This is a genomic window from Mesorhizobium sp. M5C.F.Ca.IN.020.29.1.1 (assembly GCF_003997375.1).
Taxonomy (GTDB): Bacteria; Pseudomonadota; Alphaproteobacteria; order Rhizobiales; family Rhizobiaceae; genus Mesorhizobium; species Mesorhizobium wenxiniae.
This window is the reverse complement of the sequence record NZ_RZSW01000098.1, coordinates 1-14832: the sequence shown is the minus strand read 5'-3', so window position 1 is coordinate 14832 and position 14832 is coordinate 1. Positions and strand designations below refer to the sequence as shown.

14 protein-coding genes are annotated in these 14832 nt (G+C 62.0%); 6 read left to right on the top strand and 8 right to left on the bottom strand.

The genetic code is table 11. From position 1 onward, the window contains the following. The first annotated feature begins 392 nt into the window (after positions 1-392). From EOA85_RS10835 to EOA85_RS10825, 3 genes are all read left to right on the top strand, one after another. On the top strand, positions 393-1364 hold the full coding sequence (locus EOA85_RS10835) for a tripartite tricarboxylate transporter substrate-binding protein (RefSeq protein ID WP_127209409.1): 972 nt from the start codon (positions 393-395) through the stop codon (positions 1362-1364). Positions 1365-1441: 77 nt separating this feature from the next. After that, the gene (locus EOA85_RS10830; RefSeq protein WP_127209408.1) at positions 1442-1903 is read left to right on the top strand and encodes a tripartite tricarboxylate transporter TctB family protein; all 462 of its coding nucleotides are present in this window, start codon (positions 1442-1444) and stop codon (positions 1901-1903) included. Positions 1904-1913: 10 nt separating this feature from the next. Beyond that, positions 1914-3422: a tripartite tricarboxylate transporter permease gene (locus EOA85_RS10825; protein ID WP_127209407.1), complete on the top strand. Its 1509-nt coding sequence runs from the start codon at positions 1914-1916 to the stop codon at positions 3420-3422. Between the two features lie 6 nt (positions 3423-3428). Here EOA85_RS10825 and EOA85_RS10820 read toward each other — a convergent pair whose 3' ends face one another. From EOA85_RS10820 to EOA85_RS10795, 6 genes are all read right to left on the bottom strand, one after another. Continuing rightward, on the bottom strand, positions 3429-4505 hold the full coding sequence (locus tag EOA85_RS10820; protein WP_127209406.1) for an ABC transporter ATP-binding protein: 1077 nt from the start codon (positions 4503-4505) through the stop codon (positions 3429-3431). Positions 4506-4510: 5 nt separating this feature from the next. Continuing rightward, the gene (locus EOA85_RS10815) at positions 4511-5557 is read right to left on the bottom strand and encodes a carbohydrate ABC transporter permease (protein ID WP_127209405.1); all 1047 of its coding nucleotides are present in this window, start codon (positions 5555-5557) and stop codon (positions 4511-4513) included. Then, on the bottom strand, positions 5554-6672 hold the full coding sequence (locus EOA85_RS10810; protein WP_164759594.1) for a sugar ABC transporter permease: 1119 nt from the start codon (positions 6670-6672) through the stop codon (positions 5554-5556). The genes EOA85_RS10815 and EOA85_RS10810 overlap by 4 nt, the downstream gene beginning before the upstream one ends. 92 nt (positions 6673-6764) lie before the next feature. Continuing rightward, on the bottom strand, positions 6765-8237 hold the full coding sequence (locus tag EOA85_RS10805; RefSeq protein ID WP_127209403.1) for an extracellular solute-binding protein: 1473 nt from the start codon (positions 8235-8237) through the stop codon (positions 6765-6767). A 303-nt stretch (positions 8238-8540) separates the two neighbouring features. Next, positions 8541-9047: an SIS domain-containing protein gene (locus EOA85_RS10800; RefSeq protein WP_164759593.1), complete on the bottom strand. Its 507-nt coding sequence runs from the start codon at positions 9045-9047 to the stop codon at positions 8541-8543. Next, positions 9032-9691 carry an orotidine 5'-phosphate decarboxylase / HUMPS family protein gene (locus EOA85_RS10795; protein ID WP_164759592.1) on the bottom strand — a complete coding sequence of 220 codons (660 nt, stop codon included), beginning with the start codon at positions 9689-9691 and terminating at the stop codon, positions 9032-9034. The genes EOA85_RS10800 and EOA85_RS10795 overlap by 16 nt, the downstream gene beginning before the upstream one ends. Positions 9692-9920: 229 nt before the next feature. On the opposite strand from EOA85_RS10795, the gene EOA85_RS10790 reads away from it, so the two are divergent. The 3 genes from EOA85_RS10790 to EOA85_RS10780 all read left to right on the top strand — a co-directional run bounded on the left by EOA85_RS10790 (position 9921) and on the right by EOA85_RS10780 (position 13207). Then, the gene (locus EOA85_RS10790) at positions 9921-10562 is read left to right on the top strand and encodes a glucose-6-phosphate isomerase (protein ID WP_127209400.1); all 642 of its coding nucleotides are present in this window, start codon (positions 9921-9923) and stop codon (positions 10560-10562) included. 79 nt (positions 10563-10641) lie between these two features. Continuing rightward, complete coding sequence (locus EOA85_RS10785) at positions 10642-11595, top strand: shikimate dehydrogenase (protein ID WP_127209399.1); 954 nt, start codon at positions 10642-10644, stop codon at positions 11593-11595. A gap of 88 nt (positions 11596-11683) precedes the next feature. Beyond that, on the top strand, positions 11684-13207 hold the full coding sequence (locus EOA85_RS10780) for an FGGY family carbohydrate kinase (RefSeq protein ID WP_127209398.1): 1524 nt from the start codon (positions 11684-11686) through the stop codon (positions 13205-13207). A gap of 87 nt (positions 13208-13294) precedes the next feature. Here EOA85_RS10780 and EOA85_RS10775 read toward each other — a convergent pair whose 3' ends face one another. Together EOA85_RS10775 and EOA85_RS10770 are read right to left on the bottom strand one after the other, a co-directional pair. Then, positions 13295-13888 carry a DJ-1/PfpI family protein gene (locus tag EOA85_RS10775; protein ID WP_127209397.1) on the bottom strand — a complete coding sequence of 198 codons (594 nt, stop codon included), beginning with the start codon at positions 13886-13888 and terminating at the stop codon, positions 13295-13297. 173 nt (positions 13889-14061) lie between these two features. Beyond that, on the bottom strand, positions 14062-14763 hold the full coding sequence (locus tag EOA85_RS10770) for a GntR family transcriptional regulator (RefSeq protein ID WP_127209396.1): 702 nt from the start codon (positions 14761-14763) through the stop codon (positions 14062-14064). Positions 14764-14832 lie beyond the last annotated feature (69 nt).

Below are 14832 nucleotides of genomic sequence, written 5' to 3'. Positions count from 1 at the left end.
ATCTTTGCTCAACCTCCCTTGGCAACCCTGCGCCAAAATCTCCATGCCTTGCGACATCGATGGCGTGAACCACCACGAAAGCGCAAATTTCAGTCCATGCCGAAGCTATCTTAGCGCATATGCCCAAGTGGGGGAGATGTCCGGCAGGACAGAGGGGGGCGCGAAGGATCACTGCAGATCAGCATTTGTCCTGAGCCGCTGCATTGGGCGTTCCGCAGCCCTCCGGCTTGATGCCACCTTTTCACCCATTTGCGCGGACTTGTGTATAATGGCAGCTTGCGGCTTGAGTCCGATTTCAATCCGCTGGGTTACGCTCGTTATTGGTCCATCCGCAGCCGGTGTTAAGAACTCCAGGAGGCGGTTGGGAATTCATATCCTGGGAGGAAATCACGATGAGAAAGTTCGCCGCCGTTCTGGCCGCCGCCGCTACGCTGTATTCGTTCGCCGCGGGCGCGCAAACCTATCCCGAACGCACCATCACGGTTGTGGTGCCGTTTTCGGCCGGCGGCCCGACCGACACGGTCACGCGCCTCGTCGCGGAAGCCATGTCGAAGGATCTCGGCCAGCAGATCATCGTCGAGAATGTCGGCGGCGCCGGCGGCACACTGGGCGCCGGTCGCGTCGCGAACGCCGAGCCGGACGGCTATACGCTGCTCCTCCATCACATCGGCATGGCGACCAGCGCGACGCTGTACCGAAAGCTCGCATACGACACGCTGAACAGCTTCGAATATGTCGGCCTCGTCACCGAGGTGCCGATGACCATCGTCGGCCGCAAGGACCTCGAGCCGACAGATCTGAAGGGGCTGGTCGACTACGCCAAGGCCAACAAGGACACCGTCACCGTCGCCAATGCCGGCATAGGCGCGGCCTCGCATCTGTGCGGCATGCTGTTCATGAGCGCCATCGGCACGCCGCTGGTCACCGTGCCCTACAAGGGCACCGGCCCGGCCATGACCGATCTTCTCGGCGGTCAGGTCGACATCATGTGCGACCAGACGACCAATACCACCAAGCAGATCCAGGGCGGCACGATCAAGGCTTACGCCGTCACCTCGCCTGAACGCCTCGATGTTCTGCCGGACGTCCCGACAACGACGGAAGCCGGTCTCCCTGAGGTGCAGGTCGGCATCTGGCACGGCCTCTACGCGCCCAAGGGCACGCCGGCCGAGGTCACCGAGCGCTTGTCGAAGTCGCTTCAGGTCGCGCTGAAGGACCAGAATGTCGCCGCCCGCTTCGCCGAGCTCGGCACAAAGCCGTCGTCCGAAGCAGACGCGACTCCGGCCGCGCTAAAGGCCAAGCTGGAAGGCGAGATCGCGCGCTGGAAGCCGATCATCGAAGCCGCCGGCCAGTACGCCGACTGAGGTTTTGAACGGGGCGCCACCAGCGCCCCGTTTTTCGCACTGCACCGGCGCGCGCGGCGCGGGCCTGGGAGGACGTCATGAAACCTTTCACAATCGACACGACCAACGGCATATGCGCCGCGCTGTTCATCTTTCTCGGTGGATTTTTCGCGCTGCAGTCGCTCGACCTCGAAATCGGCACTGCCTTCCGGATGGGACCGGGCTATTTCCCGCTGGTGCTGGCAATCGTCCTGATCCTGCTTGGCGTCGTCATCCTCATCGAAGCGGTGCGCTTCGAGAGCGAGCCGATCGGGCATATAGCCTGGCGCGGCATGCTGTTCATCCTGCCTGCCCCGATCTTCTTCGGCCTGACCGTACGCAGCCTCGGCTTCCTCCCCTCGATCTTCCTGACGGCGCTGATCGCATCGTTTGCCAGCGGTCGCATGAGGCCGCTGACCGCGCTCGTGCTCTCCGCTTGCCTGACGCTGTTTGCGTTCCTCGTCTTCAGTTACGCGCTCGGCCTGCCGTTCCGGCGCTTCGGCCCGTGGCTGCAGTTTTGAGGAGATGAATATGGAACTCCTCGACAACCTCGCGCTCGGCTTTTCGACAGCCACGTCGCTGGCAAACCTCGGCTTCTGCCTGATCGGCGTCCTTCTCGGCACGCTGATCGGCGTCCTGCCCGGCATCGGTGCCACCGCCACCATCGCCATGCTGTTGCCGATCACCTTCCAGATCGGCGACCCGGTCTCCTCCCTGATCATGCTCGCCGGCATCTATTACGGCGCGCAATATGGCGGCTCGACCACCGCCATCCTCATCAACATGCCCGGCGAATCCTCGTCAGCCGTCACCGCAATCGACGGCTACCAGATGGCCAAGAACGGTCGCGCCGGGGCGGCGCTCGCCATCGCGGCGATAGGCTCGTTCTTCGCCGGCACGGTGTCGACCTTCCTCGTCGCCATCTTTGCCCCGCCGCTGACGGCGATCGCGCTGGAATTCGGCGCAGCCGAATATTTTTCGCTGATGATCGTCGGCCTTGTCTCGTCCGTCGCGCTCGCCCACGGCTCGATCGTCAAGGCGCTGGCGATGGTAGTGCTCGGCCTGCTGCTCGGCATTGTCGGCACCGACATCTACACCGGCACGCCGCGCTTCACGCTTGGCATCCGAGAATATGCCGACGGGCTGAATTTCGTCGCGGTGGCGGTCGGCGTCTTCGGCGTTGCCGAAATCCTGCGCAACCTTGAAAACGAGCACGAGCGCTCCGTGATGATCCGAAGTGTCTCCGGCCTGATGCCGACCCGCGAGGACTTTCGCCGCATGGCCGCGCCCATCGTGCGCGGAACGACCATCGGTTCGGCGCTCGGCATCCTGCCGGGAGGCGGCGCGATCCTTGCAGCCTTTGCCTCCTACACGGTCGAAAAACGTATATCGAAAAACCCCGGGGAATTCGGTAAGGGCGCCGTCGAAGGCGTCGCCGGACCGGAATCGGCCAACAATGCCGGCGCGCAGACCTCCTTCATCCCGATGCTGACGCTCGGCATTCCGGCCAACCCGGTCATGGCGCTGATGATCGGCGCGATGATCATCCAGGGCATCGTGCCCGGCCCCAATGTCGCGATCGAACAGCCGGCGCTGTTTTGGGGCATCATCGCCTCGATGTGGATCGGCAATCTGATGCTGATCATCTTGAACCTGCCGCTGATCGGGCTTTGGGTAAAACTCCTGACGATCCCCTATTACGTGCTCTTCCCGATCATCATGGCGTTCTGCTCGATCGGCGTTTACAGCGTCAACACCAACATCTACGACCTCTACGCCGTCGCCTTCTTCGGCTTGCTTGGCTACCTCCTGACCAAGCTGCGCTGCGAACCCGCGCCGCTGCTGCTCGGCTTCGTGCTCGGGCCGCTGCTCGAGGAAAACCTGCGCCGCGCCATGATTCTCGCGCGCGGCGACCCGAGCACCTTCGTGACGAGGCCGATCAGCGCCGGCCTGCTCTTCATCGCGCTCGCCGTGCTCGTCATCGTCTTCCTGCCGGCGGTCAAGAAGAAGCGCGAAGAGGTGTTCGTGGAGGAGAATTAGCGAGAGTCACGCGGCCGCTTCTCCACGGCCGCGGCCGCCGATGCGGGTGCCGGTTTCCGAATCGAACAGGAAGACCGCAGTGTCATGGAATGTGATCCCGATCGGCTCATCCATATCGTAATGCGCCGATTTATCGGCCTTGACCGTTACGGTGGCCCCACCGAATTGGCAGGTGATCAAGGTATGATCGCCCATCAGTTCCACGGCATAGACCCGCGCCGCGATCTTGCCCTCCGATGCGCCCGTGACCCGGCAATCCTCGGGCCGGAGGCCGGCAGTGACGTTTTTCCGGCTTTCGGCAACGCTGGTCGCAAATCGCCCTTCTGCGCAGGCGAACGCACCTTGGACCAGCTCGCCCTGGAGAAAATTCATCGGCGGCGAGCCGATGAAGCCGGCGACGAACAGGTTCGCCGGATCGTCGTAGATCTGTCGGGGCGTCGCGATCTGCTGCACGACACCCCGGTTCATGATGGCAACACGGTGAGCCAAGGTCATGGCCTCGATCTGATCGTGGGTGACGTATATCGTCGTCACGCCCAGATCTGCCTGCAGGCGCTTCAGCTCCGAGCGCATGTGGCCGCGCAGCTTGGCGTCGAGATTGGAGAGCGGCTCGTCCATCAGGAAGACGCTCGGCCGCCGCACCATGGCGCGGGCGAGCGCGATGCGCTGCCGCTGACCGCCGGAAAGCTGCCGTGGATAGCGGTCGAGAAACTCCTCAAGGTGGACTTTTACTGCAGCGCTGCGGACGGAGGCGTCGCGTTCGGTTCGTGGTACGCCCCGCAGCTTCAGCGGATATGCGATGTTCTCCGCGACCGTCATGTGCGGATAGAGCGCGTAAGACTGGAACACCATCGCCACGTCGCGATACTTGGGCAGTACGTGGGTTACGTCGCGGTCGCCGATGAGGACGCGGCCGGAACTCACCGATTCAAGCCCGGCGACCATGCGCAGCGCCGTCGTCTTGCCGCAGCCCGACGGGCCGAGCAGCACCAGGAACTCGCCGTCCTCGATCTCCAGGTCGAGCCCTTTGACCACCTCGACCACGCCGAAGGATTTGTAGATATCGGACAGGGTGACCCGCATATCGACTAGCCCTTCACTGCGCCGACCAGCAGCCCGCGCGCGATGTGCTTCTGCAGGATGGTGGAGATGACGATCACGGGGGCGATCATCACGGTGATCAACACCGACATGTTCCACCATTGCGGACCGCGGGTCGTATTCTGTGCCGATACCAGCACCGGCATGGTCTGCGCATCGGCATTGGAGAGGAAGAGGGCCAGCAGATACTCGTTCCAGGCAAGGATCAGTACCAGCAGGAAAGTCGCGACCAAGCCGGATCGCACCAGCGGCAGCGCGATGGTGAAGAACACGCGAAACTTGGAGGCTCCGTCTATCTGTGCGCTCTCCTCAAGGTCGAGCGGGATGCCGGCGAAGAAATCGCGCGTCAGCCACACGACGATCGGCAGGTTGATGGCGGTGTAGGTGGCGATCAGCGCCACCTGCGTGTCGAGCAGGCGCATCTGCTGGAACATCACATAGATCGGCAATACGGCGACGATCGGCGGCATGATACGGTTCGAGATCATCCAGAACTCAATGTCGTTATTGCCGACCGCAAGCTTCGTGCGTCCAACGAGCGTGAACAGCGCAATGATGAAGAGAGCGGCCGCCACGGCAATGGCGATCTCCCACCGCACGCCGAAAGTGGCCACTGCCACGATGATTGCGGTGAGCAGGATCAGGAAGATTGCAACGGCGGCGAGTTTCACCTGGAAGCGGATACGCACGAGCGCGTAGGCCGCCAGCGAGCCGATCAGGACTGCGAGCAGCGTGCTGGCCACCGCGACGATGACGGAATTCATATAAGGGCGCAGTGTGTAATTCTGCACGAGCATGAAATCCCATGCCTGCAGCGAGGGGGCAAAGTCGACGAACGGGAGATAGAACGGCCCGTTATCGACCTCCCCGGGCCCCTTGAAGGAGGTGATCAGCACCCAGTAGAGAGGAACCACCACAACGAGCGTCCACAGGAACAGCAGCGCATAGGTCACGATCTTGGCGACCGGCGCCTGGCTGTCGATCGAGGCCGGCTCGAACAGCCGGCGCGCCAGTGAGCGGGGCTCGGTGTTCATGCTTCGAACCGGCGCGCCGGCCGGACCACGAAGTTGAAGAACGAGACGCATACGATGGTCGAGATGAACAGGAGCATGTAGCCGACAGCGGCCGAGCCGCCAAGATCCTGGGTGCGCCAGGATATGAAGGAATGGAGCGTCATCGATTCCGTTGCCAGGCCAGGGCCGCCGCCGGTGAGCACGTTCGGCAGGTCGATGATCTTGAAGGCCTCGATCAGCCGGATCAGCACGACGGTAGCGGCAATCGGCGCGATCGCTGGCCAGGTAATGTCGCGAAAAATCTGGAAGCCGTTGGCTCCGTCGAGCCGCGCCGCCTCGACCTGATCGCGCGGCTGGTTCTCAATGGCCGCCAGCAGCACGATGAACATGAACGGCGTCCACTGCCAGGTGTCGCCGACCAACACCATGAGTCGCGCCGACCAGGCCTCTGTTGCCCACGACCACTCGCTGATGCCGAAAGCGCGCACGAGCGGGGCGAAGGGCCCCTTCTGCATGTCTGCGAGCATGCGAAACGTGTAGGCGATGCCGACCGGGGTTACCATCAGCGGGATGAAGAAGAGGACACGAAAGAAATTCCGGCCGCGGATCGGCTGGCCGCAGAGGAGCGCGAGGCCCAGCCCCAGTGCGAATTGCACGGATACGCCGACGAACACGTAGAGAAGCGTGTTGACGACGGTCCCCGGCACGCCGCCCGGCGCCATGATGGCCAGCGCAAGTACCGCCAGGCCCATAGCCGTTGCCGTCGCGAGAAGGCGACCAACCATGCCGGCGATCGTCGGCCTGCCACGCCGGAGATAGCGGGCGAGAAGAAAAAGCAGCCCTGCCGCGATCAACGCCAGCAAAACGGATTGTACAAAACCGAAGGTGCCGAACTTGCCGAGCAGGTGATACTGCTGCGAGCCGACCAGCAGCTTGCGGAAGTTCACAAGTCCGATGAATTTCAGCGTAAATCCGCCCGGCGCGAGCGCAAAGCGCGAAAGCGCGAGATAGGCCGAGATGATGAGTGGAAAAATCGCGAAGCAGAGGAGCACGACGACGGCTGGCAACACCATGATCCGGCCCGAGTGACCGTCCAGCCATTCGGCCCAGCTGCGGCGGTCGGCAGCTCCTGGCATAGTGTCGGTTGCGGTCATCATAACCCGGGAAAGTGGGGCAGGCATAAGACCCGGCGCGGACCGATGCCACGCCGGGTCGATTGCTTGGCTGCCTATTTGGCGCCGATGGTGGCCTTGTAAAGTTTGAGCTGCTCGTCTTTGCCAATCTCTTCGTTCAGCTCATTCCAGCCTTCCTCGACCGCGGCGACTGTCGCTTCCTTATCGATTTCGCCGGCGAGGAAGCGCGAGACCGCCTCGTCCAGCACGACCTGCTGATACTTCTGATTTTGTGGGATGCGCAGGTCGAGGATCATGTTCGGGCTGCTCATGCTGCTGTTGATCGCGCCCAGGTACACTTTTGCCTCCTCCTCGCTCATGCCGGCCTTCTTCCAAAGGTCGCTGTAGCTTAGCTGCGAGGTGCGATACGGGTTGAAGCCGGTGCCGCCGACGGTCACGTCGGCGTTCGACTGTGCCGGCTGCGTCATGAACGAAAAGTAGGCGTAGGCGGCGTCCTTTACCTTTGGATCGGCCGCCGCGTTGATGCCGCCGCCCCAGCCGCCAAAGGCGGCGAATGGTGCATGGTTCACGCCGTCGATCGCGTGCGGGCAGTTTTCGGCCGTGCAGGCCTCTAGCTTGCCGGTGTCCCAGTTCAGGACCTCCCTGGATCCAGGCATGATCGCCGCGCCCCATTTGCCCATCACCTTGGACTGGGCAGGGTCGATCGAGATCGTGCCTACATCACCCCAGTCGAGGTTCAGAGCGCAGCGGCCGGAAGCGAAGAGCGGCCTTGTGTCGCTGACATCGAGGTTTAGCTCGTCCGGCGGGCCGTATTTGGTCGATTCAGACAGGAAGTCGAGCGCCTTGCGGAAGGCGTCGTTGTTGACGAGCGGCGTCATGTCCTTGGTGTTGAAGAAGGTGCCCTGGCTGGTTCCCTTGGACTGGGTCATCGAGCCGACCACATCGGTGACGAACCAGTAGCTCTGCGCGTTGCGCTTCTTGGCGATGCACGAGCCGAAATCCGGCGTGCCATCGCCGCTCATATCCTTGCCATGCGTTGCCTTGGCGACTTCGAGATACTCGTCCCAGGTTTTCGGCACTGCCAGGCCGGCCGCTTCCAGCACGTCCTTGCGGTAGTACATCATATGGAAATCGCCATCGAGCGTGATCATGTAGGTCTTGCCGCTGTACTTCTCGGAGAAGTCCCGGAAGAACGCGCCCACATCCTCCTGCTGGATGTCCTTGTCGGCCTCGACCCGCGGCGTCAGGTCATCGAGGTAGCCGCCGGCGATGTAGTCGACCATCCATTGCGGGGCGAACACGCCGGCGTCGACCGAGTTGGTGCCGCTCGCCCAGTCGGTGAGGATCTTTTGATAAAGATCCGAGAAGGGCACCGCGATGACATTGATCTTGGCGCCGGTGAGCGCTTCGAACTCGGGCGCGCGCCTCTGTAGAGGCTCCTGAATCGCACCGGTCTGCGTAATAACGTTCACGGTAACTCCCGCAAACGGCTTGTCCTGCGCGAAGGCAGGTGCGCCAACAAGCGCAGAAAAGGCCGAAAAGCCGGCCAAAAAGGCCCCAATTCTCATCAGACTTCCTCCCATATTGACCGGGACTTGTTCCTGCGAACCAGCTGCCGGTATCTCCGTCGGTTGCCGCCGCCAGAGCACGGCACCAACGCTCCTCAAGTACAATATCGGCATCACACAGCGAGTCCAGTGCCATGCCGTAACGGAAGATGAGCTACCTCGGGGCTTCCGGGCTGAGGCATATCGCCCTAAAGCGCGCAGCGGTTTGAGCGCGGCGCCGCCAGGAGACCGCTCGATCTTGCCTGAGAAAATCCCACCCGGTCGACAATCCCGTCACCGGTGCTCGCACCGTCGGCACGGGCGTCACTGCAAGTTGGTGTGGCGGGACAACATCAGCTTGTGCGCGTCTGGTATCTGCTGCGCCAAGCCGAACACAACGCTGTCGAGCAGGATGAAGCAGGATTGCTCGAACAGGCTGCCGCCAAACTGTTTCGATTCCTCGATGGGTATATGCAGCGTGACGTCGGCAATGCCGGCCAAGGTCCCCGCTGGCTTATGCGTCAGCGTAACGATCTTGGCGCTTTCCGCCTTGGCGATGCGGGCAAAGCCTGTACTGACCGGTGTCTCTCCAGAGCCGGAGATGATCAGCAGCGCATCGCCCTTGCGGATCGACGGCGCCGATACCTCACTGACGAAATGCACCGTTCGGCCAAGGTGCATGAAGCGCATCGCGCCCATCTGCGCGACAAGGCCGGAACGCCCCTGCCCGGAAAAGAACCATCGCTGACCGGGATCATCGAACGCCTGCACCAGCCTTGCAAATGCGTCGACGTCGATCCGGCCAAGAAGGTCGGTTATCTCCTGTCCCACGGCCAGCCACGGCCTGGATTGGGCAATCTGTCGCGAATCCATCGTGCTACCTCTTTCGGGCTTGCGGATTCTGTAATGGCACTGCCAACCACGAGGATTTCGGGTTCGACTGCGATCACCGCCTCCAGCGTGTCGGGGCCGATCCCGCCGGCGAGCGAAACCAGGAAGCCGCGATCGTGCATCTTTCTCACGGCGTCGATATGTGACGTGGAGGTGTTGCCCGCCAGCCGCGCATCTGTTGGCGAGTGGACCGCGACATAGCCGAAGCTTTCGGGGAAGACAGCATTCAAGGGAAGCAATTCTGCCTCGCCCGACTCGGTGATGGTATCGACGATGACCGTCGCGCCGAAGGCGGCGGCACGTTTTCCTATTGCTTCGTGGGTGGCGGACGAAGCACACGACAGGACCGTCATGAACGCGGCACCGGCGCCGAATACCATATCAGCCTCGAGCTGGCCGCCATCGACGGTCTTGGTATCAGCCAACACCATGATTTCAGGGCAGAGTTCGCGCGCCGTGGTAATGGCAGAGAGGCCAAAGCGTTTCAGCAACGGCGTGCCGATCTCGATAATGTCGGCGAACGCCTTCATCTGCCGGAGCAGGGCCAGGTGTTCAGGCTTGTCGAAGGCGACTTGGAGAAGCAAGGCGGTTCTCTCGGATTGCTTAAGAAAGCGGGGGCGGCATGACGACAACGCCCAATTCACTGTCGTGTGCTTCGTAGTCGAAATCTGCCATAATCCAGCAACCTCCAAGCTGGTCTGCATAGGGAGAGCAAATCGTACCCTGCAAAGCAAGTGTGGTTCTTGTCGAAAAGCAGGAGGTGCAGTCCAGATCAGCGCCGATGCCAACAGTAACGCGATATGAGGTAGTCCTTTGACAAGATTGTTTGAGCCCATTGGATGCAAGGTCGATCTGTCGACTGGTGCGATGGGAAATGCGACCGGCAGCTACCAAAAACGCTTCTGCGATCTGGACGGGCTCTACGCGGACCCCGCTGCCTTCGAAGCAATGCGCGCGACGTGGGGCGAGCGCATCGTCTACGAGGTCTCCGAGTTCCGACCGACCGAGCAGTCGGGCGATCTGATTTTCGGCGTCACGCGCATGGCGCCCGGAAAAGTCGGCGACGAGTATTTCATGACACGCGGTCACATCCACAACCAGGCCGACCGGCCCGAGAACTACCATGGCCAGAAGGGGCACGGCCTCATGCTGATGGAATCGCCGGAGGGCGAAATCCGGATCCTGTCCGTCGATGCGCAGACCGTCTGTTACGTCCCCCCTTTCTGGATCCACCGCTCGATCAATGTCGGGGAAGACGATCTGGTGATGCTGTTCTGCTATCCGGCCGATTCAGGGCAGGACTACGAGATCATCGCAAAATCGGGAGGCATGCGCTCGCGCGTGGTCGCCGACGATGGAGGCTGGAAGGAAGTCGACAACCCGGATTGGCGACCGCGTGACGCGAAGCTGATCTCCGCCCTCTATGGGCAACAATCCCGCACGGTGCCGGCATGAAGGCTCCCTTCGAGATCGCTGCTTCACTTCGCACTGCTGCGGCTGTGCTGCGCGCGAGGGAAATCCGGGAGATCGGCAAATGAGCCGCTATCGGCCGGCTACCCGGCCGACACTCTATTTTATCGGTGTCACGACGACGAGCAGTTCGATCATGCGGGTTTTCCCTGCATGGGCGCGCCACCTCGGGCTGAAGGATGCGGTTCTCAAGGGCATCGACTTTCCGCTTCATGCCGATCCGGAGGCCTACCGTGAGGTCGTCTCCTTCATAAACTCCGACCCGCTGTCGCTTGGCGCGCTCGTCACCACGCACAAGATCGATCTCTTCAACGCAGCGCGCGACCTGTTCGACGTGATCGATCCGCACGCTCGCCTGATGCACGAGACCAGCTGCCTGTCGAAGCGGGGCGGCAAACTCATCTGCCATGCCAAGGATCCGATCTCTTCGGGCCTTGCGATAGATGGTTTCGTCCCGGCGGGATACTTCGCAGACACCGGCGCGGAAGTCCTGTCCATGGGCGCCGGCGGATCGACGATTGCGATCACCTGGCACCTGATGCGCAAGGAACGTGGCGCCGACGTACCTTCGCGCATCGTTGTCACCAACCGTTCGCAGCCGCGCCTCGACGAAATCGAGCGTATCCACGGAGAGATGATGTCGACGGTCGAGATCGAGTATGTCCTGGCAGACAGACCCGAGATCAATGATGAGACGTTGGCGGCGCTGAAACCAGGCTCGCTGGTGATCAACGCGACCGGACTTGGCAAGGACGCCGCAGGCTCGCCGATCACTGATGACGGCGTGTTCCCCCAGCGCGGCATTGCCTGGGATCTCAACTATCGCGGTGACCTGATCTTCCTTGACCAGGCAAGGCGGCAGCAGGCCCGACAGCAGTTGCAGATCGAGGACGGTTGGACATATTTCCTGCATGGTTGGACGCAGGTGATCGCAGAGGTCTTCGACATCGCGATCCCGGTGTCGGGGCCGGATTTCGAAAAGATTTCGCGCATCGCCATCGAAGCGGCGAAAGGCTAATGCCATGGAACGCATTCTCGTCACGCCGCGCTTGCTCTGACCGATAGACAGAGGATCACATGCTTGCCCATCTCAGGAATCTGCCGAAATGAGCGGCGAGCTTTTCCTTGCCATCGACGTCGGCACCGGCAGCGTCCGCGCCGCTCTGATCGATGTCACCGGCAATATCCTCGAACTTGCGTCGCGAGAGCACGACCAGATCGTGCCGGAGTTCGGCCGGGCCGAACAGCGGCCGGTCGATTGGTGGGAGGGTGCGCGAGCGAGCGTCAAGATGGTGCTGGACCGCCTCCATGGCGCCCGCGAACGCATCTCCGCCATCTGCGTCTGCGGGCAGATGCACGGGCTGGTCCTGCTCGATGCGCACGGAGCGCTGACGCGCGAGACGGCGCCGCTCTGGAACGACAAGCGCACCATCGATCTCGTACGTCGCTTCGAGGAAGCGAATGAGCCGGACAGCTACCTGCCCGAAAGCGGCAACACGCCGACCCCCGCATGGCCGGGTTTCAAACTGCAATGGGTCCGAGACAACGATCCCGCCGCATACGCCCGCAGCGCAGTCGCCATCATGCCGAAGGATTACATCAACTACCGGCTGACCGGCGAGATTGCCATGGATACTGGCGATGGGTCCTGCAGCTTCCTGATGAACCCAGAGCGGCTCGACTGGTCGCCGGTGATGATCGAGCGCATGGGTCTGGATGCCGCCAAGTTGCCGCCAATTCGCAACCCGCTGGATGTCGTCGGCCACGTCACCGAACAGGCGGCGCGTGAGACCGGCCTGCGGTCAGGCACCCCCGTGCTGGTCGGCGGCGCCGACTATCCGGTTGCACTGCTCGGCTCAGGCGCTTGTCGGCCGGGAATGGGTTCCGACAGCACCGGCACGGGCGCGATCATCACGGCGATCGCAGAGAAGCCGCTGCTTGACCCGGAAATCTCGAACGTTGCGACGATCGAAGGCAACTGGGCGCAATTCGTGCTGCTGGAGACCGGTGGCGACGGCATGCGCTGGGCACGCCGCGCCTTCCACAGCAACGCGCTGTCCTATGACGAGATCGTCGCCTGCGCCGCCGAGGCACCCGCCGGTTGCGACGCATTGCTCTTCATGCCCTTTCTCACCGGCGAGCGCCTGGGGCGCCATCGCAACGCCCGCGCGCAGTTCTTCGGATTGGGCGCCGGGCATGGCATGGAACATCTGCACCGCTCGATCCTGGAAGGCATCGCCTTTGCCATGACGCGTCACATCCGCATCATGGAACGCGCGTCAAACAAGCCGCTGGAGCGCGTTATCGCCGCGGGTGGCGGGGCGCGCACCGAACTCTGGCTGAAGATCAAGGCAAGTGCCTTCAACATTCCGATTCTGGTTCCGCGGGAGCCCGAATGCGGCATTGTCGGCTGTGCCGCGATGGCCGCGAAGGCGACCGGCCGCTTCTCGCGCGTCGAACAGGCGGCCGAGAGCTTCGTGAGCTACGGCGCCGAAATCCTGCCGGACCCCAGATGGGCCGAGACCTACAGGCGCACCCAACCCGTTTTCGACAAGCTCTACTATCACAGCCAGGCGCTCTACGACGACATCGACACGCTGGCGGCGGCGACGCGGCCGACGCAGCCGTGACGCATCTCAGGCCTGTGGAGCCGTGCCTGCAGCGACAGACCTGGCAATCACGACGCATCCCGTCTGGGATGCATCGGGCCGATTGACTCAGTTGTGGCGGATTTCCGTTCCCAGCACCTTCAGGCACTCGCGGATGAACGCGGCAAGTGCGGTCCAGCCCTTTGCCGAGACCATCGTTCCGTCGACATAGGCCTCAGTCGGGGACAGGTCGATATAGGTTCCGCCGGCGAGGGTCACTTCCGGCTCGCAGGCAGCCAGCGCACCTACTTTCTTCCCACGCACGACGCCGTCGACCGCGATCAGGATCTGGACGCCATGGCAGATCGTAAAGATCGGCTTCTTGTTTTCGTGGAAATGGCGGACTATCGCCTGCACGCGCTTATCGATGCGGATGTACTCGGGGCCACGACCGCCCGCGCAATACACGGCATGATACTGGTCGAGCTGTTTTTCCGCCTCCGAAAAGGTTTTGTTCAGCAAAGCATAGTGGCCGGGTTTTTCGGTGTAGGTTTGGTCACCTTCGAAATCGTGAAGCGACGTCTTGATCAGGTCTCCAGCGTTCTTGTCAGGGCAGACAACGTGGACGATGTGGCCGACGGCCTCCATCGCCTGCTGATAGACGAAGATCTCGTATTCTTCGGTAAACTCACCGGTCAACATCAGTATTTTCTTGCCTGGCATGGTCGGTTCCTCGTTTTGTGAATGGAAGTCGGGCGGGCATTGCACTCGCCCGGCGGCGCGGGTCTCAGAAAAGGGAACCCGGGATGTCCCGGGCGTTTACCTGCATTATCAACGATGCATCCAGCTTGACGGCGGCGCTCCCGATGTGGACGGTGACGGACATCGTGACAGTCTCAATCGAACGCTAGCAGCAAACGATCACGAGAATGCTCGATATGACGGCGCATTGCCTGTTCCGCCGCAGCGGGATCGGAGGCAGCGAAGGCGGCCAGGATGGCCTCATGCTCGTCGAGCGCTTCCTCGGTAACGCGTGAATGGAACATCAGGCGGAAGATGTGGAAGTGCGTGTGCTGGAATGCGAGAGTCTCGCGCACGAGATCATTGTTGGCAAATTCCATGATCCTGTCGTGGAAAATGGCGTCCTGCCGCGCGAAGTTTGAGTAACGCAGGCGTTCATCCTTGCCTTCGCGGCGCGCCATGCCCCCTGCGGATTCTTGAAGCACCGCAAGTTTCGCCTCATCCATCAATGCGGCTGCTTTGGCCGCCCCATGCGGCTCGAGCAGCAGGCGAAGCTCATAAAGTTCGTCAAATCGGCGCTTGGTTATCTGCGGCGCGGCGCGGTAGCCGATCAAATGTGTCTTCAGCACAAGGCCTTCGCCTTCGAGGCGGCCAAGCGCTTCACGGATTGGCGTGTGGGATACATCGAGTTCCTTGACCAGACTGTCGACGGTGATCCGTGAGCCAGGCGCGATCTTCAGTGACATGAGTTGCGCGAAGATCGCGTCATACACGTCCTCGACTAGGCTGTTGGATCGCTGGATGCGTCCGCTAGCGGGGTCGGCTTCTCGGGCATTGCTTAAGTTCATGGCCTGCATCTTTGCCTCTTGACAGGATCACTGGCTAACACGATGCTTCGCTCAATGCAATCCTATATCATATACGAT